Origin of the sequence: Streptomyces sp. IBSBF 3136, from assembly GCF_036815105.1 — a bacterium.
In the GTDB taxonomy this organism is placed as follows: Bacteria; Actinomycetota; Actinomycetes; order Streptomycetales; family Streptomycetaceae; genus Streptomyces.
Genome location: NZ_JAJSZC010000048.1, coordinates 19,998 through 39,925, shown reverse-complemented (window position 1 = coordinate 39,925; position 19,928 = coordinate 19,998). Strand labels below are relative to the sequence as shown.

Genomic DNA, 19,928 nt, shown 5'->3' with positions numbered 1-19,928 from the left:
GGGTGGCAAGGGCGGGGCGGGCGGCATGGGCGGCGCGCCTGGCCGGCCGGGCCAGCCCGGCCACCCCGGCCGGCCAGGTGGCTGCCTGTCCTTCAAGGACCTGCCCGACACGGCGGGGCCGGACCTCACCGTGATGGACAAGGTGCGGATCGTGCTGACCGTGACCTCCGGCCACGCGACGAAGGCCGACGTCGCCAAAAAGTACAAAATCTCGGAGAAGGAGGTCGACACCTGGCAGCGGCAGTTCCAGGACGGCGACTGGCTCGGGCTCCTCGACGACGTCTCCGCCCCCGGCTCCTGACGGGGTGCCTGCGCCCCGGCCCGAATGTCCGGACCGGGGCGCCCTCACGATTCTTGTAACCCACATTTTCCTGCAGCTCACGCTTTTCTCGCAGTTCTCGAAACGTCTCCAGAAAGAGAGAGATCCGATGCCCGTACGCCCGTCGAAATTCGGTCTAGGTCTGGCCGTCTCGGTTGCCGTGGTCGCCGGCGGTGCGCTGGCGCCGACCGCCATGGCGGCGCCGATGCCGCGGAGCCAGGCGGCCGTGAGGGATGCCGCCCAGCACCTCCCCGCTGGCAACGGCGGCAACGGATCCGGCACCGGCCACGCCTTCGGCGCCGGAGTGCTCAGCGGCGTCGAGTTCGGCAACGGCAACATCCGTGTCGGCGACAAGATCTGTGCGGGCAACTGCAACGGGACCGTCAACGGCACCAACGGAGGCAGCGGCGGGATCTGCGCGGGGCTGTGCAACGGCAGCGCCAACGGCGGCAACGGCACCACCGGGGCGCCCGGTCGCAACGGCACGGCCGGCGGCAACGGCGGTATCTGTGTCGGGGTGTGCGCCGGCAGCGCCAGCGGCGGCAACGGCGGCAACGGTGGCGACGCCGTGGGCGGTGGCGACGGTGGCGACGGTGGGCGCGGCGGCAACGGCGGAATCTGTCTCGGGGTCGGCTGCGAGACGAGCGGCCAGGGCGGCCGCGGTGGCAACGGCGGCAACGGGTGACCGGCCGCCCCGCCTGCGGTGGCGACGGTGGCGGCGGCAGGGGCCGACGGCCCCGCCCGGCCTCTCAGGGCGCGTCCAGGGACCGCTCGGCCCAGACCGTCTTGCCGATGCGGTCGTGCCGGGTACCCCTGACCTGGGCGAGCTGGGCGATCAGCAGCAGCCCGCGCCTCCGCTCACGGACGCCTGGGCCTGACCCCATTCCCAGCAGGGGAAGCGCGGCCCCATAGCCGCGCAACCCAAGGCCCTACGGTGTCACCGCCGCCCTCTAGGGGACACCGGTTCACCGGTGGATCAGGGTCGAGGCGACGGATGCGAACAGAAGGAGCGTCGCACCGAAGGCCGCGGCCCCGCGAGTGAGAGCTGCGGGGTAAGTCGCGTGGTCTCGGCGGCCCAGATAGCCGGCTTCTGCCCCTGTCAGCGCGGCGACCAGGACGGCCAGGAAGCATGCGAGGAGGATCAGGGCGCTGTGATTGGACACGGTGGTGGTCCCCTTTGACGCGGCGGTGGATGTCGTTCGCCAGCTGGCGGTGCAGCCAATATGGCCAAAGCCGTGTTCGGCGATGTGCGGCCGGACGAGGATGAACAGCGATGAACAGTCGGCACGGCGAGGAAGGGGCAGACGGCTTGAGTGCGCACGAGTTTCAGGAGCCGGCCGCCGCGCTGGCCGAGTTGCGCGCGCCTGGAGGCACGGCGGATCGCCAAGACCCTCACGAAGCCGGCGCTCGCCGAGCTCGCTGGCTTAGGGCGGACCACCGTCAGCGCTGCCTTCAGCCGCTCTGCGTCCGCGCCCTCGGTACAGACCGTGTACGCGCTGGCGCGGGCTCTGGCGCTCCGGCCCGGCCCCCTCCTGGAGCTGCTCGCCCTCGCCACGCGTGCGACGGCAGTGCCACCCGCGGGCTTGACGCAGGCTGCCGGGCTCCCGGCGGCCGGCACAGGGCCGGTCCGCGCCGTTCACCGGACTGCCCATGCCGATGAACGCGAGGTTGCCTGCGCCGCCGAAGGCCCGGCTGCCGGCGCCGTTGGGCGGCCCATCGCGCAGTGCCGTCCGCACGACCTCGGTGTCCACCCCGCCGCGGAGGCCTCACGACACGGGGGTGACGACCACTCATCAAGCCTGACCGACCGCCAGCCGCAGGCGGAACCCAGGCTGCCCAGCTATGTATACGGGCCGCACGACGGGGATTTGGCCGACCTCGTCGCTGCCGCGGCAGCCGGCAGTACCCGGATGGCCGTGCTGGTCGGCTCCTCGTCGACGGGCAAGACCCGCGCGTGCTGGGAAGCCGTACAGCCCCTCGCGGAGCAGGGCTGGTTGCTGTGGCACCCCCGCTACCCGTCACATCCTGAGGCGGCACTGGCTCACATGGAAGGCGTCCAGCCGCACACGGTGGTGTGGCTGAACGAGTTGCAGCACTACCTCGGAGCCGGAAGCGGAACGGGCGAACGGATCGCTGCAGCCCTGCACCTGCTGCTCAACGACTCAGCCCGCGCCCCGTCCTGGTCCTGGGCACCCTGTGTCCTCATACTCCTGGGCCTACTGCGCCCTTCCCAGAACCATTGGGGCGGACCCGCACCCGCAGGCGCGACAGTTGCTCGCAGGCCGGCAGATCGTCCTGCCCGATACCTTCGACCGGAAGTCGATCAAAGTTGCTGAGGTGCTGGCCGCCGCCGGCGACGAGCGACTCGCCCATGCCCTGCCACATGTAGGCGACGGACGAGTGGCCCAGTTCCTGGCCGGCGTGCCCGAACTGCTGCGCCGTTACCGCACCGCCTCGCCGCCGGCACGCGCTCTGCTGCACGCAGCGATGGACGCGCGGCGCCTGGGCGTCGGCTTACATGTTCCCCTGGCGTTCCTCGCCGAGGCGGCTGAGGACTACCTCACCGACGACGAGCGGGACGCCCTTGACGACCCCTGGTTCGAACAAGCCCTCGACGATACGGGCGAACCCGTCCACGGAAACCTCGCTCCCCTGCGTCGGGTTCGCCCCCGTACGGTCCGCGAGGACCCCGACGGTAAGGGCGGTGGGCGGCCGCGCACGAACACCTCGGCGACCCCGACGAGCTTCGCCTCCTGGTCCGGGCCGCCGGCCACCGGGACCGTACCTTTTGGGCCCGCCGACTGCTGGCCAAGGCCATCGAAGCGGGCAGCACGGAATCCATGAGCCGCATGGCCGAGCTGTATGAGGAGTCGCGGGATTGGGCGGCAGCCGAAACCTGGTACCTGCGGGCAGCGGAGGCGGGTGACCTCCGCGGCCTCCTGTGGCTGGCGCAGGAACGGGAACGATCCGGGCGGCACGAGGAGGCGGAGCGCTTCGCACGACAAGGCATCGAGGCCAACCGCGGCTTCGTCATGTACGAACTCGCGATGCTGCGCTTATGCGCTCTTCCGACTGGCCAAGAAGCGGAAGGAGGCGGGGGACCGGAGCCGAGCCGAGGCGCTACTCCGGCGGGCGGCCGACGTGGATCGTGTCCGGACGAGGGCGCTGCAGGAGATCGCCCTCCTGCGGGAGGAGACCGGAGACCGCGACGGCGCCGAACGGGCCGCACGACAGGCAGCAGAGGCCGGCAGCACCGAAGCACTGGTCGAGCTCGCGTACCGACGCGAGGATGCCGCCGGCAGCGATGGCGGCGGGGCCGATGAACTGTACGAGGAGGCGGCCGCCGAAGGCGACCCGCACGCGCTGCGCCGGCTCGTCAGGATGCGCGAGGAAATCGGCGACCACGAGGAGGCGGACCGCCTCGCCCAACAGGCCGCCGACGCAGGCGACACCGAACCACGGAAGCTACTGGACGGACTGCGGGCGGAGCGCGAGGACTTTCCCGGCTAGCCGCTACAGCTGCTCTGCACCAGCGATGACGAGCTCGGATACATGGAACTCGACCGCCGCGGCGCCGAACTCCTCTTCCAGGTTCTGACCGAGCGGGAGGAAAAGAACAGCGTGGCCATCGCCTCAAACGAGTCGTTCTCCGGCTGGACGAAGACCTTCACCGACCCGCGTCTCTGTGCCGCCATCGTCGACCGATTCACCTTCGGCGGCACCATCATCGAGACCGGAACCGACTCCTACCGCCTCGCCACCACCCGCGCCCGCGCCGAACAGCAGGCCGCGGCCGGCTGACCTCCCACACAGCTCACAGCGCGATCGGACGGTACTTCAGAGCCTCGTCGACGATCTGCTCCGCAGACGCATCCTTGAGGTCGTCCGAAGGGTGGAAGACCAGGTCGCTCACCCGGGGATGCGACACGTTCGCCTCCAGGAGCCGCAGATAGTAGTCGCTCTCCGGGTCGGCCATCAGGAGCCTGCGAACAATCTCGACGAGCTCGTCCCGGGTGATGTCCGCGACCACGGGGCGAGCCGGCCGGGCCGCCTCCCTCGCGAACTCCTCCAGACTCCTGCTGCCGTCGTACTCCGCGAAGGCCAGAGCGTCGTAGTCGTGACCGGTCGTCGCGTTGAAGGCCGTGATCGCCTCGCCCGCTGCCTCCGGGCGGGCATCCAGCAGGTCAGCGATCCGCTCCATCTCGGCGCACAACTCATCCAGCCGCTGCCGACTCACAGGCGGGGGCGTCAACTCCGGTCTCAGGTTCACAGCAGAATTATGGTCATCGGTGCCGACACGCCAGAGCCGAGCCCTCTGCGGTGCTGCCACTTCTCATCAACATTTCTGGACATCTCGATCAAGAACCGATGCCAGGTCCCATCAACATTCGCTCTCCGTTCTCGGTTCTGGCACAGATCGTGGGGAGCAGTGACAGAACGTAGCCACGATGTTCGATTGCTAGGGACGGGGTCGCGTAAGACCGCATACGTCTTGCCGTCCGGTTGACCGGGAAAAGCGATTGCCCGCGATGCGGGGCAGCGCACACAATCTCCGTCGTGATCTCTCAACGACGCGACCGCAAGCATCCAGACTTCGCCACGCGCATTGAGGATCACCGTCCTGAACCACGTCATACGTGAGTATCGCCCTGCCGACCAGGTCTCCTGGCTACGCTGCCGAGTGCTCTCCTTCTTGAACACTCCTTACTTCGACGATGTCCTGACGAGCAAGCCCGAGGTGCCCGCCCCAGGTTTCGCGCTGGTCGTAGCCTCCGAGTTGGGAGCCGTCCAAGGGATCATTGACGTCACAGTCGGCGAAGAACTGGCGACCATCGACACCGTTGCCGTCCACCCCGACTACCAGCACCAGGGCCTCGGTCGTGCACTCCTCACCGAGGCCAGCGCCCGCGTCAGCGCCTTGGGTGTGCCGACGATGGACGCTTGGACGAGGGACGATCCCGCGACGTTGAACTGGTATCGGGCGATGGGCTTCACCGAGAGCCAGCACTACCTCCATGTCTATGCCAACTATTACGCCGACGCCAGCGAGCCGGACCGGGCCATCAGCGAATGCCGAGAGGGGCTAAGGCCGATCGCTGCCTTCCTCCACGCCAGCGTGGAAGACGAACGGGTCATGCGCGAGCAGTTCGTCCGAGTGCACGTCTGTCGTCGCTTCGCGATGGACGTCTTCTGAACACGGACGACCCGGGCACGAGGGTTCACCTGGGCGCGTCGGCCTTGACCTGGTTGGCCCACGTGCGGCGACCAAGCGCACGGCCGCCTCGGGGACCGAATACACGCGAACGCTGGTTCCGCTGCCGGCGGCCGCGGCACCCGTGAGGATCACCGAGGCACCCTCGGTGTCGAACAGGGGCAGAGCCTTGTGGACGGTGAAGAGCAGGCCGTTGACGTTGACGTCGAAGGTGGCGTTCGGCGATCCGCTCCCAGGGTGCGCACTCGCCGCCGTCTCCCGCGTTCGCGTACGGCAGGTCGATGGGCTTTCCCGTTCGGCGACACTCCCCGCAGGCGGTCGAGGTCAGCCGGATCGCAGACGGCTGCGGGGATCACGGTGGCATTGAGCCTGCTCTCGCCGACCGCTTCGTCGAGTGCCTCCTGACGCGGCCCGCCTTTCGACAGGGAACCGCTTGGAGGGGCCGGCCCGATCCAGTCGGTGACGCTGGCCGTCCTGGTTTCGAGGTGTTCTGTGATCGTCCGCTCCCGGTCCGAACGGATGGCGCGAGCGCCTCCGGAGCCGGGGGGATCGCGGGACGGGCGGAGGCAGGGACCGCCACCCGAGGACCGCCGACCGCCGATGCGGCCGCACGGTCCACCCCGCGGCCACCGGTCAGGCTATGCCTTCAGGAACTCGAGGATCACGGGGTTGAGGACGTCCGGGTGGACGGACAGCATTCCGTGCGGGTACCCCTCGTAGGTCTTCAAGGTCGCGTTCCGCAGGATCTCAGCGCTCTTCGGTCCCGCGTCTGCGTAGGGCACGACTTGGTCGTCGGTGCCGTGCATGACGAGTACCGGGAGGTCGATCTTCTCCAGGTCCTCGGTGAAGTCCGTCTCGGAGAACGCCTTGATGCACTCATAGTGCGCATTCGCGGCGCCCATCATCCCCTGTGCCCACCACCGGCCGATGAGCCCCTGGTTCACCTCGGCGCCAGGCCTGTTGAAGCCGTAAAAGGGTCCGGACGCCACGTCGATGTAGAACTGGGCGCGGTTGGCGGCGAGTCCGGCGCGCATCTCGTCGAACACCTCTACCGGCGTTCCCTCAGGGTTGCTCTCCTTCTTGATCATGACGGGCGGCACCGCCGACACGATCACGGCCTTGGAGACGCGACCGGGCTCGGCCCGCGCCACGTAGTGGACCACTTCACCGCCTCCGGTGGAGTGTCCGATGTGCACGGCGTCCCGCAGATTTAGCGCGTCGGTCACAGCGGCCACGTCTGCGGCGTAGGTGTCCATCTCGTGGCCCGACGACGGCTGGCTGGAGCGCCCGTGACCACGCCGGTCGTGCGCGATGACCCGGTAGCCCTTGGAGAGGAAGTACAGCAGCTGGTTGTCCCAGTCCACGTAACTCAGGGGCCAGCCGTGGTGGAAGACGAGCGGTGTCGCATCCCTCGGCCCCCAGTCGACGTAGAAGATGCTCGTACCGTCCGCGGTGGTGACCGTGCTCATGGAGTATCCCTTCCGAGGGGTTGGTTCGGTTTCTTATGCGCTTCAGCCGTGCGCCCCGCGCTCTGCCGGTTGGCGGGCAGCCGACCGGAGCCCGTCTCCCATGGCCCGTGTGGGCCCGGGCGGCTTCGCGGTGGGGAGGCCAGCCGGCCGGAGTCGCCCTTTCCTGGCAGACGTTGATGAAATTCCCGTCGTTGTCGGGGACGGCGACGGCGACGGCGACGGCGACGGCGACGGCGACGGCGACGGCGAGACACTGACGTCCGCCACGTCCTTCTCGCTCCCCACGATCGGGAGTGGCCGCGGAACGACCGCGTCGCGGCGGCGAGGACCTCGATGTGCAACAGTGCCTCGGCGTAGTTCGGCGCGAGGTGAGCGTGAGGACCGGCAGCAAGCTCGGGCGGCTGGGAGCCGTCCGGAGGTCCGGAACGGTTCGAGCGTGAGACCGGCCCCTGCCGGGGGGGCCGATGTCGGTGTCGATCGCATCGAAACTCCAAGCGCGATGTCGCAAACCCGAGATCCGGTGCCACTAGCCGACGGACGCGTCGCGATCACTGACGGTGGTGGTGATGTTGTGCAAGGTGAACGAGAAGCGATCAAAGTTCCCCATGTCGATCGTCACTTCTGTGTCGTTGGCGACGTGTTCCCGACGTACCGGCGCTGGCCGCTCCGCGCAGCGGCGGCTCACGCACAGGCCGGCCGTGCCGGGCTCCCTTTCCAGGGTGCGTCCGCCCCTGAGGGGCGGCAAATCCGCGGGCGCGGCGCGAGCCGCGAGCTGATGGGATCGTGGACGGGGGCGGTACCGACAGGGCTCCGCCCGCGGTGTCGTCGGCACCGTTTGACGACCTCGGATGTAACAATTACGGTTACTTCCAAGGAGGTGGTCATGTGGCGGGCAACAGTCAGCTCACCGTGGCGGCGCACGCGCTGACGTGGATCGAACTGCACCGTCGGATCGGGGACGGAAACGCAACATCCGAGGGGATCGCGGGCAGCGTCAATACCAACCCCGTCGTGATCCGCAGGCTGCTCGGCCGGATGCGCGATGCCGGACTGGTGCACTCTCGACGAGGCGCCGAGGCGGGGTGGGTACTTGCCAGACCGCTGGAGGACATAACCCTGCGGGACGTGTACGAGGCGATCGAGCCGCCACCGCTGTTCGCCATGCACCGCTCGGACCCCAACCTCGGCTGTCCGGTCGGTTCCGGTATCCAGCCTGCGATGCGCCCGGTGTACGCCCGTATCGAAGAAGCCGTCCGAACCGAGCTGGACCGGATCACGCTGGCAGACGTCCTGCGGGACGTCCTGGCGTCGCGGTAACCCTCGAGTCACCTCACGCTCACCCTGCGAGACCGGCTCAGCACGCCGCCGGCGACCTCGCCCGCGTCGGGCCCTGCCCGGCAGCGACGCAATCGACCTTCGAGGCCAGCATGGCCGTTATAGAACTGGAGTTCTAATTATGGGGCAGCTTGACGGAAAGACCGCCGTGGTCACCGGTGGCAACAGCGGTATCGGACTGGCCAGCGCCAAGCGCTTCGCCGCCGAGGGCGCGCACGTGTTCATCACCGGCCGACGGCAGGAGGCGCTGGACGCGGCACTGGCCGAGATCGGCCCGAACGCCACCGCCGTCAGGAGCGACGTCTCCGATCCGGCCGACATCGACCGGCTCTACGCCGTCGTCGCCGACCAAGGGCGGCACGTGGACGTGCTGTTCGCCAACGCGGGCGGCGGTGAGTTCTCCACCCTGGAGCAGGTCACGGAGCAGCACTTCGACACCACCTTCGGCATCAACGTGCGGGGCACGCTCTTCACTGTCCAGAAGGCACTGCCGCTGCTGAACGACGGTGCGTCGGTGATCCTCACCGGCTCTACCGCGGCGACCTCTGGTGGCGAGGCGTTCGGCGTCTACGCCGCGTCGAAGGCCGCCATCCGTTCGTTCTCCCGTACCTGGGCCAACGAGCTCAAGCACCGGGGGATCCGTGTCAACACCCTTGTCCCCGGCCCCATCGAGACTCCCGGGAACGCCGGCCTCGCCCCCGACGCGGACGATGCCGCCAAGCTGTGGGGCTTCTTCGCCAGCCAGGTGCCACTGGGCCGCATGGGCCGCCCTGACGAGGTGGCCGCCGCTGCCCTCTTCCTCGCCGGCGACCAGAGCAGCTTCATCACCGGTACGGAACTCTTCGTCGACGGCGGCCTCAACCAGATCTGAAGCAGAAGCGAGACCCCGGTGCTCCGGTACCGACCACCCTGCCTGTGCCACCCAGAGTGACCGCTACGGCCGAAGGACGTCCTGCGGATGCTGGGTGCGCTGAAGGTGGCGACCGCGACGCAGATCCAAAGCCAGACTGCTCCCCACATCCCGGAGACGGCCCCGGCATGCTCACCGCCGCACCGGGCACGGACCTGCCCGCCCACCATCAACGCACACAGTGACCGGCGGCCGTCATGGTCTCCGCTCGTCCAGTACACGATCCCGATATGCGCGCCAGGCGTCCAAGGTCGACCGGGCAGAGTCAGCGGTGAGGAAGTCTCCCGACCCGGTGTCGAAGGCCCGCGCCTTCAGGGCATCCGCGACCGCGAGAGCCGCACAGGCTGCTGCTTCGCCGTCGCCGTGGATGAACAGGCTCACCCCGGTGACCGGCACGTCGTCGGCCTCGTCGACCGGCGTGCCGATCGAGAAGCCCGGCCCGTCGTAGTCACCCCACCCGTGGTGAGTACTCGATGCCAGCCAGCACCTTAGCCAGGACACCGCGCACATCCCGACCCGTGCCCAGACACGGCGGATCCCAGTCGTCGCGGACCTCGTCAATGGCACCAGCCTCCGGCGGAAACCTCAGGATGAAGACGTCCCAACTCACCTGTTGAAGCTACGCGTCAGCACTGACACCCCTGTCGCCGGAGCATGGCCAAGAGGCGCTCGCCGCCTGGGAGAGGCTCAGGCAGCCGGCCCAGCCGCCCGCCCAGGCGGACCCGCTCGCGCGTGGCCGAGGCAGGCTCAGTGCGGGAATGCCCGAGATGGACGCTGACGGGGCAGCGTGGTGCGGAACTCCTCGATCACGGAACTCACCTGCCGCATCAGCGATGTCCGTTCCAGCAGGTCGAGGTACAGATTGCGGCGGGCCAGTCCGGGCAGGTCCACGCAGAAATACAGCGCCATCAGCGGGTTGATGAACAACTCGCTGCCCTTGGTCCTTTCTGTGAACCGGACGTCGCCGAATTGACCCCGCACGGCGGCGGCGACCGATCCGTTGACGATGCTGGGGTGGCTCGCGGTGTGGCGCTGGGCATGCGCCACTGCATCGAGATACAGCGCGCCCTCCCGCCCTGACCCGAGCAGCGAGAACGCGCCGAGATAGGAGCCGTCCCGGTCCAGGGCGGCCAGGTTTTCCAGCACGAGCGAGTGACTCACACCGTGATAGGCGTCCACGCCGAAGCCGAGGCAGGCGACCAGGCGCTGGGGGACCTCGTCGAGCCTGCTCACGGCGGCCAGGCTCGCCATGTCCTCCTCCGGGGTACCGAGTCCGTGCTCATCACCCCGCATCAGGATGTCGGTCCCGCCGTCCACGAGTACGACCGCGTCGACACCGCCGAGATGCGTGATCAGCGCCCGGTATGCCGCCCGCAGCGGACCTACGCCGGTGCTCGGGAACGCGTACACGATCGGCGACAGATCCTGCGTCACGAGCCACTGAGCGAGCGTCCGTTCCGGGAAGTAGTCGCCGCGTACGGGGGTGTCCGGTCCGACAGCCGCGACATCCTGATCCACCCACACATCGAGGTCCAGGCCGTACAGGTCGGCAAAGGACAGGTTGGCGAGGTGCACCTCCTTGCCCGCAGACCGCAGCGCCAGTGCGAGCGGCAGTCCGGCGTACACGTCGAAGCCACCGCCGGCACCAGCTATGAGAACCCGCCGCGCATCACGCAAGCGGGTGAAGAATGCCGGTTCCCCCAGAGAGATCACCGCATGAAGCTAGCAGCAGGATGAGCGGGCACCGCGGCCGATCAAACTTCACTGAGTTCGGTCAGGGTCTGATGAGACAGGACGCAGGGCGTCAGGCAAGTCGGTCTGCTACGAAAGGGGCCGCCCCCGACCTCGCTGTGTTGACACAGCAGAGCAGCATCGACGGTATCCGCAAGCCAATGATCCCGCTATTGCGGACATCGCAATCTTCTGCGGTGGTGTAAGCATGCATTCGATTGAGGAACTGGCCGCTCTGCGCAACCCGATGTCCGAACCAGGCACCGTCACCCCCGAGGACTGCTACGCCGACGCCTGCGACCAGGTACTGGAGCAGCGCAAGAACGACCCCCTCGGCCTGGAGGCCGCGGGCGAGGAGCCGGGGACGGATCCGCTGCTGCTGGCACTCGAGGACCTGAAGGCGAAGAAGGAGGCTGTAGACGCACAGGCCAGGCAACTGCTCGCATGGGCACAGGAGTTCCAGGGCAGTCGCCCCTATGGACTGGAGGAACTCGCACGCCGCGCCAGCTACAGCATCTCCGGTGTGCGCACCGCCTACGGCGACACCGAGATCAGGCAGGTCGCTAAAATTGGGCTGTCTTACCTGCGGAATGTGGTGTGTGTCAGGCATCGTTGATGCTGCCGGAGGTGTGAGGCAGCCGAGACGAAGAAGAGCACAGGTCGGCCCTGGCAGGTCGATGACGGCCTGTGGGAGCGGATCGAGCCGCTGTTGTCGCGCGTGAAACGCAATCCGAGGTATCCGGGCCGGCCGCGTGTGGACGACCGCAAGGCCCTGAACGGCATCCTGTTCGTGCTGTACACCGGGATCCGGTGGGAGTTCCTGCCGCAGGCGCTGGGCTTCGGCTCGGGCATGACGTGTTGGCGGCGACAGCGCGACTGGAACGAGGCCGGGGCCTGGCAGCGGCTGTATGAGGTGTTGCTGGCCGAGTTGCGGGCCGCCGACCTGCTAGACCTTTGACATCCCGCTGGCCGCGACGCTGACCGGCGGCAACCGCAACGACGTCACCCAGCTCATCTCGCTGCTACAGGCCGTTCCGCCGATCCGCGGCAAGCGCGGACGGCCTGTTCGACGCCCCTTTGGACGGCCTTGCCCGGCGCATGGTCCTGCACCTGCTCGCCACCCAGCGCCGCCAGACCCGCGACCCGATCCTGCGCATCGCCTTCTCCCGTCACCACCAGTAGCAGAGAGTCGGACAGTCCATGGCGGGCTCCGTCTGTTCGCTCGTCGGCGTTCGTCGTTGCTGCGCACGGTAGGAACTCGAGCCGTGCCTAATCACGCGCCTGCGAAAAGGGTGCGAATCGACTGAGGAGTGGCCTGGCGAAGCAGCTCGCTCGCAGCGTCCGCGCCGGACAGGACTGCCGGCTGTTGACGGCAGGTATGCCAGCAGGCCGATCACCCAGCTCGCGCCGGAGCGGAACAGTCGCGGGCCTGTACCGACCGTCGTGTAGCGGCGTCAGCCTGGGCAGAGTGTGGACTCCGCCCAGGCTGACCCGGAACCTAGTGCTGTGTCAGGCAACGTTCGCCCTGTCGACGGTAAAGGTCTTAGGCCGGCCACCCTTGTACTTCGGGTAGAGCGAGGCGAAGCCGTCGGTGTTGAAGTTGTGGATCACGTCGCGGACCCGGTCCGTGCTGGTGAACGACACCTCGGCCATCTTCGCCACCGGCATCCTCTGGGCTGAGAGCAGCACCATCTGGGCCCGCCGCCAGGTCACCACTGAGCCGGTGCCGCGGCGGATGATCCGCAGCAGGCTCCGGCCCTCCTCATCGTCAATCTCGCGCACGCGCACCGGTTCAGCCACCAGGCCAGCATGGCCGATGCGCGCCGCCCACCCCTGCGCCCACCGCACGTCACATCCGCCTGGCGCCGCTTACATTCACTTCGGACTCACCCGGTGGGGGCCGAGGTCCTCGATGACCTGCCGCATCTCCTCCTCATCGGCTTCGTAGACCGTCTCGCCCAGGCGGGGGTCACGGGCATGAAGGGTGTGGATGAGCGGTCCATTCGCCGTGCCGAGCTGAACCAGGGAGGCCGAAGGGCCGTGCACGGCGCGCTCGGTGCCGGGCCGGGCGGTCAGGTCGATGCGGCTGACCACCCCAGGCGTGACCCAGACCGTCGCCTGCTCCAGATGCCCCAAGATCTGAAGGTGAAAGTGGCCGCAGAGGATGAGCTGCACATCGGTCCCGCGGATCACCGCGGCCAACTCGTCGGCATTCTGCAGCCCCAGCGCCCGCTGCACCTCGACCTCCAGCGCAATCGGCGGGTGATGGAAGCCCAAGATCGTTCCACGCGGCGCGGGCGCGGCCAGTACCTCGCGCAACCAGTCAAGCTGGGCACGGCTGATCTGGCCGTAACCCTTGCCCGGCACGAGCGAGTCGAGGGTGACCACGCGCCAGCCGTCGATCGTGCTCGCCGCGGCCCGCTCGCCGTCGGGCCCGTCGCAGACCGCGTCGGGGCGGGTGTGGCCGCAGCCGAGCACCTCGGTGAACGCCGCCCGCTCGTCGTGGTTCCCGGTCGCGTAGAACACCGGTGCGCCCCGCTCCTTCGCGTAGCCGCCAAGGAGTTCACGAGCCCGCGAGTACCCCTCACTGGATCCGTCGTCCGCGACGTCTCCCGTAACGATGACAGCATCAAGGTCGCTCAGGTGGACCAGGTCGGCGAGCAGGCGCCGCAGTGCCGCGGTGCCATCGGCACCGTCGGCGTCCGGGCCTCCTGCACGGTCGAGGTGCGTATCGGACAGATGAAGAATCTTCATCTCGTCAACCTAACGGGGAGTCCGCCGGGAGATCCCCCTTCATCCGAGGCAAACGTTGCCTGACACGGCACTAGTCACGAATGAGAGCGCCCGGTTCCGCGCTCTCAAAGCCGCCCCCCGGCTTCGGCCGGACCACGGCGGTGTCGCTCCGGCCGCATAGGTCGGCCAAGTCCGGCCTGGGCCGGCAGGGAAGGAGCGTGACTCGACGGAGGTACGGGGCGAAGAACCTTCGCAGGTCCAGCAGTTCACCGTCGCCCAGCTGCGGACCTGCCGGGCCCACACCGGCGCCGACTGGGTGTACCTGAGCCCCACGGCGGTACTGGAACCCGGTGAGCGCACCGGCCGCTACCGGCGCGGCACCGAGACCCTGCTCCTCGGCGCCGACGGGAAGTCCCGCATCAGCGCCGAGGACCTGGCGGTGGCGGTGCTGGACGAGCTTCGGACCCCGGCCACCGACCGGCACCTCACCGTCGTCCACGCCACCGGATGAGCTAGTCGACGTTCACCGGACCGTTGTCCGACGTCCGCTCCTTGCCTGAGCGCAGCTGCAGCAGCCCCTTGGTGGCGCCGGTGTTGGCGTCCGCCTTGGTGTCCTTGTCCTGCCCGCTCATGTTCTGCCGCACCGAGTCGAGGATCGTCAGCCCCTGGGACACCAGCCCGGCGGCGATCTCGCCGAGGCCGTCCGCTCCGTTCAGGACGTTGACGTTGGCGCCGGACAGGCCGCCTGCGGCCTCCTTCACGATCTGCGGGAGCTGGTCGATCAGCATCCGGTCCAGCGCGACCCGGTCGTACGAGGCCGCCGCCTCCGCCTGGATCTTCATGCGCTGGGCCTCGGCGGCCGCGAGGATCCGCACCCGCTCGGCCTCGGCCTCGGCCGGCTTGACGACCTCGGCGACCAGCTGCTGCTGGCGCAGCTCCGCCTGACGCTCGGCCAGTTCCGTCTGGGCGGCCAGCACCTCCTGCTGGGCGTGGGCCTGGGCCAGCGGCCCCGCCTGCGCGGCCTCCGCCTGGGCGCGGTCCACCTCGGCCGAGTACTCGGCCTTGACGATCGCGGTCTGCCGGGCGTACTCAGCCTGCTTTCGGGCCGCCTCCTGCTCCGCCTCGACCGCGGCCTGGGTGGCCTGGGCCTGGGCGATCTGGGCCTGCCGCTGGATCGCCGCCTTGTGCGGGGCCGACATCGCGTCTATGTAACCGGTGTCGCCGTCGTCGATCGACTGGATCTGCAGGGAGTCGACGATCAGGCCGATCGTCGCCATCTCCGTCTTGGAGGTGTCCAGCACCTCGGCGGCGAGCTTCTGCCGCTCGGTGACGATCTCCTCGACCGTCATCGAGCCGATGATGGACCGCAGGTGGCCGGCGAAGATCCGGCCGGTGAGCACCGACATCTGCTCCTGGTCGGAGAGAAACCGCTGACCGGCGTTGATGATGCTCTCGGGGTCGTTGCCGACCTTGAAGGCGATGACCGCACGGACGTGCAGGGAGATGCCCTGCTTGGTCACACAGGTCTCGGTGACCTCCGCCTCGCACATCGACAGGGTGAGGAAGCGGACCTTGCGAAAGACCGGCAGCACGAACTTCCCGTGCCCCGTGACCACTCGGAACGGCGCGCCCCCCAGTCCCCGCCGGCCCCCCGAGATCAACATCGCCTCGTCGGGAGCGGGAACGCGGTATCCGAACATGCTGTACTCCTCAGCTTGCGCCGGCGGCCTCTCCGCCGAGCGCGTCCAGTGGATCCACCCACTCAATGACGCCGACCTTCCGGCATCCCCGTGATTCGATCACGAGGACCGTCGCGCCCGCGGGCAGGGGGTCCTCGGACCAGGCCAGAAAGGTCTCGGAGCCGCCTCGGACCCGTACCAGGACCTCGCCGGGGCCCGCGGATCCCCGCGTCCCGATGAGCACCTTGCCCGTGCAGCCGATCACGGCGTCGTCCTGCGGCATCACCGGCCGTCCTCCTCGTCCTGACCTCAGAAGTCAGACGATAGACCCAGCGGGGCCGCGACCCAACGGGTGGGAGGGCATGGAGCGTTCCCGTGCCCTGCTCGACCGCCGCTCTCGCCGGGAGTGGAGGTGCTCGTCGATGCGGGCCTTGCAGGGTCCGGGAGACGACGGGTGGCAGGAGCCGTTCGGTGAGCCAGCCCGCCACGGCGCCTACGGACGGCGTCGCGGGCCCCGGTCTCAGGGCCGGCTCCGCGGCAAGCCGCCGCAGCCGCATGCGGGTGAAGGAGGCCAGCAGGCTCCCATCCGGCGCGTACATCCGGACGTCGGCGAGGGCGGAGTCCGGTCCGGTCGGCGCGCACGTGCCGACGCTCCAGAAGCTTTCGGACAGTTCGCCGAGTACGCGGACCTCGCCGAAATCCTCGGGGACGCAGAGACGTTCACCGGCGGTGTCCGGCGCGTCGGCCCGGCGGCCGGACGCGGAGCCGAGCGCCTCGGGCCAGGCGGAGATCAGCGGCAGCAGTCCCGCTTCCCGGGCCGCGGGACCCGGCAGGGCTACGACAGACGCGGCAGGCTCGCGGCGCCCGGGGCCGGGAACGTCGATGCCAGCGCCGCGGCCTGCCCGGCCGTGATCCGCTGGATCATGGCGATCGCCAGGGCTGCCGCAGCAAGTTCCAGCCCCTCGGCCACCAACAGCAGGGCGAGCGGGGACCCCGGCCCCGGCCCGCCGCTCAAGGCGGCGACCAGCGCGTGCCCGACCCATGTCGCCCACCAGACGTTCACCAGCACTCGGTCGCGCCGCCCGGCCCCGCCGGGGCCGCTCGCACGGAGGACGTCGAGGACCAGCCCCCGCGGCACCCACATGTTGATCACCGGGATCAGCCAGGAGAACACGGCCCACGGGTCCGAGCCCGGGAGGGGGCTCGATGACAGCGATCGTGCGATGCGCCGGGAGCGGGTGAACCAGACCAGGAACAGCGCCGCCGCCACGATCATCAGGTTCACGTACACCTGGGACACCCGCCCCAACGTCCTTTCGGGCGTGTCCAGCGGATGGAGCGCGTGCGCGCGCACGGTCACGGCCCGGGCGACCTCCGCCACGGCCGCCGCAGCCACGGCGGCCTGGGCGAAACGGGCAGGCAGCCGGGGGGCCTTGACGGTAAGTCCGGACACGGGCGGGCACCTGCCTGTCGTGGTGGCACACGAGAACGCGGCCAGGCTGATCGTCAGAGAAGCGGATCATAGGACAGTCCGGGACTGGTGCGCCCCGCCCGGTGCGGGCGCACCCGCACTCCGGGCCCCAAGGGGAAAGATGGCCCGGAGCGATCGATCGCATCGCTGCGTCAGAGCAGACTCCGCCCGTTCGGCGCGCGCTGGGAGGACATATCGGCCGGCACCATCCTGGTGATCGCCCCGACCCTCGTCGTCTTCCTCTTCCTCCAGCGCTACATCTACAACGGCTTCGCACGGGGTGCGACGAAGTGACCTGGACGGGACGGGTGCCGGCTGCCCCTGCCGGCCGTCCTGCCCACCCGCAGGGCGCGGGACCACGGGGAGGGGGCCTGGTCAGGTGTGACCGAGTGACTCAGCGGCATCAGCGCCTTCGCCGGTGAGGGGCCCGCGAAGCGCGGCGTTCACGGTGGGGAAGACGGGGAGCAGGGTGTCCAGGCCGAGGAGGCGCCACACCTGCTGGTAGTGGTCGCTGAGGGCGGCGAGACGCAGGGTGCCGGCACGGTGGTCGAGTGCGCGCCACAGCGCGATGATCACACTGATGCCCGAGGAGTCGAGGTACTGCACTTCGGAGGCGTCCAGTACGAAGGTGCCGCCGCCCTGGCCGGTCAACTCCTCGCACCGGGCACCGACGTCGGAGGCGTTGTCGTAGTCCAGCCGCGTCGGCAGCCGTACGACGGTCGTGTCGCCGTGCCGTATCCGCACCCTGACCATGGAGAACGGGCTCCATTCGTCTCGCTTGCCACCGTGCCCCGGCACCGGCCCTTTCCGCCCGCCGTTCCCACCGGCGACATTCCGCCTCTACCCAGGGCAGCGTCGGCCATGCTCGCCTCCGGGTGCCGCACGGCGTGCCGGCCGTTCGCGCGCTGGAGCGGCCGGTGGGACCAGCGGGACCGGCCACGTCTGCGACAAGGCCCGGCGTCGGCCCGGAGGCCGCGTCGCGTGGCCGGGCAGCGGGGGGCCTACTCGGGCAGCTCGGTGTGGAGGCGGATCGTCGTCCCTGCGTCCGGTGTGGAGCGGATCTCGACAAGATCGCAAAGTTGGTGAACGAGCCACAGACCGCGTCCGCCCACCTGCGTGGGCGTCGGCATACTGCGGCCGGCCAGCGGATCCTCGAGGTAGCCGGCGTCGCGGAACTCGCAGACGAGCCGTCGCTCCTCGCCCCACGTGCGCAGCACGCCCCCTCCACCGCCGTGGCGGATGCTGTTGGTGGCCACCTCCGTCGCGGCCAGATGCAGCTCGCGCAGGCGTCGACCGGCCAGGCCGTGCTGCTCGGCGCACGCGGCGATCTTCTCCCGCAGGGCGGCCAGGTCTCCGCTGGTGTAGTGGAACTCGTCGTAGGGGTCGCAGGGGTCGGTCAGTGGAACGAACGCGTACGGTGCCCGCGCGTCGTAGTCCTCAGACAGCACCGTCCTGCCGTCCCTGCGGATCTGGGGGTGGCAGCGTGACATCTCGGTCAGCGCGGCCTCGTCGCGTGCGACGTCGTAAGGACACAGCAGCCACCATGCCGGGCCCTGAGTGAACGCTCTGTTGAGCAGCCACTCGTGGTAGCGCAGTTCCTCGGCCTCGGCGGGGCTGCGGACGCTGTCCCAGGGCGATTCGCCGATCCCGCGGACCGGCCGCCCCTCCGAGACGTGGTCCTGGATCCACTCCTGCCAGGCAGAGATGAGCCGGCCCGGATGACGCGCGACCCGGCTGGTGTCGACGTAACGCACGGAGTCGTTCTCACGGATCTCGGCACGCAGCAAGGACGCTTTCTCCTGCGGTACCGCCACGACGACGGCCTCGTCACCGTCGAGCGCCTCCTGGATGAAACTGACAGCACCCGCGACGAACTGGTCGCTGCCGGAGTACGGGTACAGCTCGTGCCGGTACCCGGTGCCCGTTACGCGGGTCGGCGATGTAGAGGTCACGCCATCACCACCGGAATGTCGGGGATCGCGAAGCCGGACAGCTTCCAGGCGAGCCGCACGGTCTCGTTGGTGCCTTCGAGGACGATCCTGCGCTCCGGTAGGTGCCTGGCGGCATCGGCCAGCGCGCTCATCCCGGCGGCGTCGAAGAACTCCAGGCCGTGACAGAGCAGGCGCACCGTCGGGGTATGGGCGAGGAGGGTGCACAGGACGGTGCCGAAGGCCACCGCGCCGTCGCTGTCGACGGTACCGGTCACCGTCCAGCCTTCCTGCTCGGTCCGGTACACCCGGAACGCGGGTGACACCGGACGGCTGCCCAGATGATGCGGATGCACGCAGTTGATCTGCTGGAGAGCCGGGAGCTCCCAGTCGGCACCGCTGTAGGCGCACACCACCATGGCACCGGTGTCGGCGGCGAACTCCTCGAGATCGAGCTCGCTGCGCAACCATTCCCCGTCGCGTTCCGTGCGGGCGCCCGGCATCACATGGTGCAGCACACGGAGGGAACGGAACCCCTCCCGGTCGGCAGCGGCCGCCTCCCGGCGCACCGCGGAGAGAAGGGAGCCCTTCAGCCTGGCAGGGTCGAGCACGAACTGTGCGAACTCGCTCTCCGCCTGCGGGGCGGGACCGACGATCACGACCTTGTCCCCGTGCAGCGCACCGTCCGCGACGAAGGCCCGGCTACGGCCGGCGACGTCGTCTGTGCGGTCCCATACGTGGCAGACATGATCACCGGTGTCGACCTCGTCCAGGGTTGGCAGTACGCGCGGCGCTCTCACTACTCCTCCCTCGCTCTCGACCTCACCCTACCGCTGTCGTCACCTCCTCCTCTGTGGTCCCCGGAGCATCGGGCCCGGCTCGCCGCGGACCTGGCCCCGCGACGGAGCGGTACCCGCGCTCGCCGAGCCGACCGGCGGGCCGGCACCAACGGTGTGTGCCTCGGCCGGCTTGCCCGCGGTGCGCGGGCGCGTCGCCGTGCACGCACAGTCTTCCCGCCGACCGGCGATCACTGCGAAATTGACGCCCTTCGTGAAGGTTCCCGAGCTGTGGAGGGGCTCATGTGGAAGGGGCCACGGTCGTTGCGGTAGGCGGAGTGGACTGATGCCCCAGCCGCGGGCGC

General features: G+C 69.3%; 22 protein-coding genes and 6 pseudogenes. 13 read left to right on the top strand and 15 right to left on the bottom strand.

What is annotated here, in order from left to right; genetic code table 11:
* The coding region (locus V7E45_RS13550) for a helix-turn-helix domain-containing protein (protein WP_333774380.1) at nucleotides 1-301 on the top strand (301 nt) is incomplete at its 5' end.
* 127 nt (nucleotides 302-428) lie between these two features.
* Nucleotides 429-1,004 carry a hypothetical protein gene (locus V7E45_RS13545; protein WP_333774379.1) on the top strand — a complete coding sequence of 192 codons (576 nt, stop codon included), beginning with the start codon at nucleotides 429-431 and terminating at the stop codon, nucleotides 1,002-1,004.
* A 64-nt stretch (nucleotides 1,005-1,068) separates the two neighbouring features.
* Here the strand turns inward: V7E45_RS13545 and V7E45_RS13540 are convergent, their stop codons facing one another.
* Both V7E45_RS13540 and V7E45_RS13535 read right to left on the bottom strand, forming a co-directional pair.
* Entirely contained in the window at nucleotides 1,069-1,203 is a 135-nt protein-coding gene (locus V7E45_RS13540; RefSeq protein ID WP_333774378.1) for a hypothetical protein, read from the bottom strand.
* Between the two features lie 81 nt (nucleotides 1,204-1,284).
* The gene (locus V7E45_RS13535; RefSeq protein WP_333774377.1) at nucleotides 1,285-1,482 is read right to left on the bottom strand and encodes a hypothetical protein; all 198 of its coding nucleotides are present in this window, start codon (nucleotides 1,480-1,482) and stop codon (nucleotides 1,285-1,287) included.
* Nucleotides 1,483-1,632: 150 nt separating this feature from the next.
* Between V7E45_RS13535 and V7E45_RS40595 the strand changes: the two genes are divergently transcribed.
* From V7E45_RS40595 to V7E45_RS13520, 4 genes and pseudogenes are all read left to right on the top strand, one after another.
* On the top strand, nucleotides 1,633-2,655 hold the full coding sequence (locus tag V7E45_RS40595) for a helix-turn-helix domain-containing protein (protein WP_443056029.1): 1,023 nt from the start codon (nucleotides 1,633-1,635) through the stop codon (nucleotides 2,653-2,655).
* Nucleotides 2,591-3,163: a hypothetical protein gene (locus V7E45_RS13530; RefSeq protein ID WP_333774376.1), complete on the top strand. Its 573-nt coding sequence runs from the start codon at nucleotides 2,591-2,593 to the stop codon at nucleotides 3,161-3,163. The genes V7E45_RS40595 and V7E45_RS13530 overlap by 65 nt, the downstream gene beginning before the upstream one ends.
* Nucleotides 3,164-3,460: 297 nt before the next feature.
* A complete protein-coding gene (locus V7E45_RS13525) occupies nucleotides 3,461-3,829 on the top strand; it encodes a hypothetical protein (protein WP_333774375.1) in 369 nt (122 codons plus the stop codon).
* Nucleotides 3,830-3,832: 3 nt separating this feature from the next.
* A pseudogene (locus V7E45_RS13520) lies at nucleotides 3,833-4,120 on the top strand (ATP-binding protein); the annotation flags it as partial.
* Nucleotides 4,121-4,133: 13 nt separating this feature from the next.
* Here the strand turns inward: V7E45_RS13520 and V7E45_RS13515 are convergent.
* Nucleotides 4,134-4,520 (bottom strand): bacteriocin immunity protein, encoded by a 387-nt coding sequence (locus V7E45_RS13515; RefSeq protein WP_333774374.1) that lies wholly within the window; start codon nucleotides 4,518-4,520, stop codon nucleotides 4,134-4,136.
* Between the two features lie 480 nt (nucleotides 4,521-5,000).
* Between V7E45_RS13515 and V7E45_RS13510 the strand changes: the two genes are divergently transcribed.
* On the top strand, nucleotides 5,001-5,513 hold the full coding sequence (locus tag V7E45_RS13510; protein WP_333774373.1) for a GNAT family N-acetyltransferase: 513 nt from the start codon (nucleotides 5,001-5,003) through the stop codon (nucleotides 5,511-5,513).
* Nucleotides 5,514-6,169: 656 nt separating this feature from the next.
* Here V7E45_RS13510 and V7E45_RS13505 read toward each other — a convergent pair.
* A complete protein-coding gene (locus tag V7E45_RS13505; RefSeq protein WP_333774372.1) occupies nucleotides 6,170-7,000 on the bottom strand; it encodes an alpha/beta fold hydrolase in 831 nt (276 codons plus the stop codon).
* 885 nt (nucleotides 7,001-7,885) lie between these two features.
* On the opposite strand from V7E45_RS13505, the gene V7E45_RS13500 reads away from it, so the two are divergent.
* Together V7E45_RS13500 and V7E45_RS13495 are read left to right on the top strand one after the other, a co-directional pair.
* Nucleotides 7,886-8,317: an Rrf2 family transcriptional regulator gene (locus V7E45_RS13500; RefSeq protein WP_333774371.1), complete on the top strand. Its 432-nt coding sequence runs from the start codon at nucleotides 7,886-7,888 to the stop codon at nucleotides 8,315-8,317.
* 139 nt (nucleotides 8,318-8,456) lie between these two features.
* Entirely contained in the window at nucleotides 8,457-9,206 is a 750-nt protein-coding gene (locus V7E45_RS13495; protein ID WP_333774370.1) for an SDR family oxidoreductase, read from the top strand.
* Between the two features lie 234 nt (nucleotides 9,207-9,440).
* Here V7E45_RS13495 and V7E45_RS13490 read toward each other — a convergent pair whose 3' ends face one another.
* The gene (locus tag V7E45_RS13490) at nucleotides 9,441-9,746 is read right to left on the bottom strand and encodes a hypothetical protein (protein WP_333774369.1); all 306 of its coding nucleotides are present in this window, start codon (nucleotides 9,744-9,746) and stop codon (nucleotides 9,441-9,443) included.
* 246 nt (nucleotides 9,747-9,992) lie between these two features.
* Nucleotides 9,993-10,958 (bottom strand): DUF1152 domain-containing protein, encoded by a 966-nt coding sequence (locus V7E45_RS13485; protein WP_333774368.1) that lies wholly within the window; start codon nucleotides 10,956-10,958, stop codon nucleotides 9,993-9,995.
* A gap of 226 nt (nucleotides 10,959-11,184) precedes the next feature.
* Here V7E45_RS13485 and V7E45_RS13480 point away from each other — a divergent pair, with 226 nt between their 5' ends.
* Entirely contained in the window at nucleotides 11,185-11,592 is a 408-nt protein-coding gene (locus V7E45_RS13480) for a hypothetical protein (RefSeq protein ID WP_333774367.1), read from the top strand.
* A 69-nt stretch (nucleotides 11,593-11,661) separates the two neighbouring features.
* Nucleotides 11,662-12,052, top strand: a pseudogene (locus V7E45_RS13475) (transposase); the annotation flags it as partial.
* A 454-nt stretch (nucleotides 12,053-12,506) separates the two neighbouring features.
* Here the strand turns inward: V7E45_RS13475 and V7E45_RS13470 are convergent.
* Together V7E45_RS13470 and V7E45_RS13465 are read right to left on the bottom strand one after the other, a co-directional pair.
* Nucleotides 12,507-12,776: pseudogene (locus V7E45_RS13470) on the bottom strand (helix-turn-helix domain-containing protein); the annotation flags it as partial.
* 75 nt (nucleotides 12,777-12,851) lie between these two features.
* Complete coding sequence (locus V7E45_RS13465) at nucleotides 12,852-13,730, bottom strand: metallophosphoesterase family protein (RefSeq protein WP_333774366.1); 879 nt, start codon at nucleotides 13,728-13,730, stop codon at nucleotides 12,852-12,854.
* Between the two features lie 250 nt (nucleotides 13,731-13,980).
* Between V7E45_RS13465 and V7E45_RS13460 the strand changes: the two are divergent.
* A pseudogene (locus tag V7E45_RS13460) lies at nucleotides 13,981-14,220 on the top strand (hypothetical protein); the annotation flags it as partial.
* Between the two features lies 1 nt (nucleotide 14,221).
* Here the strand turns inward: V7E45_RS13460 and V7E45_RS13455 are convergent.
* From V7E45_RS13455 to V7E45_RS13445, 4 genes and pseudogenes are all read right to left on the bottom strand, one after another.
* Complete coding sequence (locus V7E45_RS13455) at nucleotides 14,222-15,409, bottom strand: flotillin family protein (protein WP_333774365.1); 1,188 nt, start codon at nucleotides 15,407-15,409, stop codon at nucleotides 14,222-14,224.
* Nucleotides 15,410-15,419: 10 nt separating this feature from the next.
* Nucleotides 15,420-15,671, bottom strand: coding sequence for a hypothetical protein (locus V7E45_RS13450; RefSeq protein WP_133924030.1), 252 nt, complete (start codon nucleotides 15,669-15,671; stop codon nucleotides 15,420-15,422).
* A gap of 253 nt (nucleotides 15,672-15,924) precedes the next feature.
* Nucleotides 15,925-16,179: pseudogene (locus V7E45_RS40590) on the bottom strand (polyketide synthase dehydratase domain-containing protein); the annotation flags it as partial.
* 44 nt (nucleotides 16,180-16,223) lie between these two features.
* Nucleotides 16,224-16,841 carry a DUF4328 domain-containing protein gene (locus V7E45_RS13445; RefSeq protein ID WP_333774364.1) on the bottom strand — a complete coding sequence of 206 codons (618 nt, stop codon included), beginning with the start codon at nucleotides 16,839-16,841 and terminating at the stop codon, nucleotides 16,224-16,226.
* A gap of 186 nt (nucleotides 16,842-17,027) precedes the next feature.
* On the opposite strand from V7E45_RS13445, the pseudogene V7E45_RS13440 reads away from it, so the two are divergent.
* Nucleotides 17,028-17,153, top strand: a pseudogene (locus tag V7E45_RS13440) (carbohydrate ABC transporter permease); the annotation flags it as partial.
* A gap of 81 nt (nucleotides 17,154-17,234) precedes the next feature.
* Here the strand turns inward: V7E45_RS13440 and V7E45_RS13435 are convergent.
* The 3 genes from V7E45_RS13435 to V7E45_RS13425 all read right to left on the bottom strand — a co-directional run bounded on the left by V7E45_RS13435 (nucleotide 17,235) and on the right by V7E45_RS13425 (nucleotide 19,587).
* Entirely contained in the window at nucleotides 17,235-17,612 is a 378-nt protein-coding gene (locus tag V7E45_RS13435; protein ID WP_333774363.1) for an STAS domain-containing protein, read from the bottom strand.
* 248 nt (nucleotides 17,613-17,860) lie between these two features.
* Entirely contained in the window at nucleotides 17,861-18,811 is a 951-nt protein-coding gene (locus V7E45_RS13430) for a sensor histidine kinase (RefSeq protein WP_333774362.1), read from the bottom strand.
* Nucleotides 18,808-19,587 carry an MEDS domain-containing protein gene (locus tag V7E45_RS13425; RefSeq protein WP_333774361.1) on the bottom strand — a complete coding sequence of 260 codons (780 nt, stop codon included), beginning with the start codon at nucleotides 19,585-19,587 and terminating at the stop codon, nucleotides 18,808-18,810. Before V7E45_RS13425 ends, V7E45_RS13430 begins: the two co-directional genes overlap by 4 nt.
* Nucleotides 19,588-19,928: the final 341 nt, after the last annotated feature.

What these genes read in the sequence shown, in the direction of transcription:
- V7E45_RS13545 (WP_333774379.1), top strand. Translation starts at nt 429, where the DNA reads ATGCCCGTACGCCCGTCGAAATTCGGTCTAGGTCTGGCCGTCTCGGTT.
- V7E45_RS13540 (WP_333774378.1), bottom strand. Translation starts at nt 1,203, where the DNA reads ATGGGGTCAGGCCCAGGCGTCCGTGAGCGGAGGCGCGGGCTGCTGCTG.
- V7E45_RS13515 (WP_333774374.1), bottom strand. Translation starts at nt 4,520, where the DNA reads ATGGAGCGGATCGCTGACCTGCTGGATGCCCGCCCGGAGGCAGCGGGC.
- V7E45_RS13505 (WP_333774372.1), bottom strand. Translation starts at nt 7,000, where the DNA reads ATGAGCACGGTCACCACCGCGGACGGTACGAGCATCTTCTACGTCGAC.
- V7E45_RS13495 (WP_333774370.1), top strand. Translation starts at nt 8,457, where the DNA reads ATGGGGCAGCTTGACGGAAAGACCGCCGTGGTCACCGGTGGCAACAGC.
- V7E45_RS13480 (WP_333774367.1), top strand. Translation starts at nt 11,185, where the DNA reads ATGCATTCGATTGAGGAACTGGCCGCTCTGCGCAACCCGATGTCCGAA.
- V7E45_RS13465 (WP_333774366.1), bottom strand. Translation starts at nt 13,730, where the DNA reads ATGAAGATTCTTCATCTGTCCGATACGCACCTCGACCGTGCAGGAGGC.
- V7E45_RS13455 (WP_333774365.1), bottom strand. Translation starts at nt 15,409, where the DNA reads ATGTTCGGATACCGCGTTCCCGCTCCCGACGAGGCGATGTTGATCTCG.
- V7E45_RS13450 (WP_133924030.1), bottom strand. Translation starts at nt 15,671, where the DNA reads ATGCCGCAGGACGACGCCGTGATCGGCTGCACGGGCAAGGTGCTCATC.
- V7E45_RS13435 (WP_333774363.1), bottom strand. Translation starts at nt 17,612, where the DNA reads ATGGTCAGGGTGCGGATACGGCACGGCGACACGACCGTCGTACGGCTG.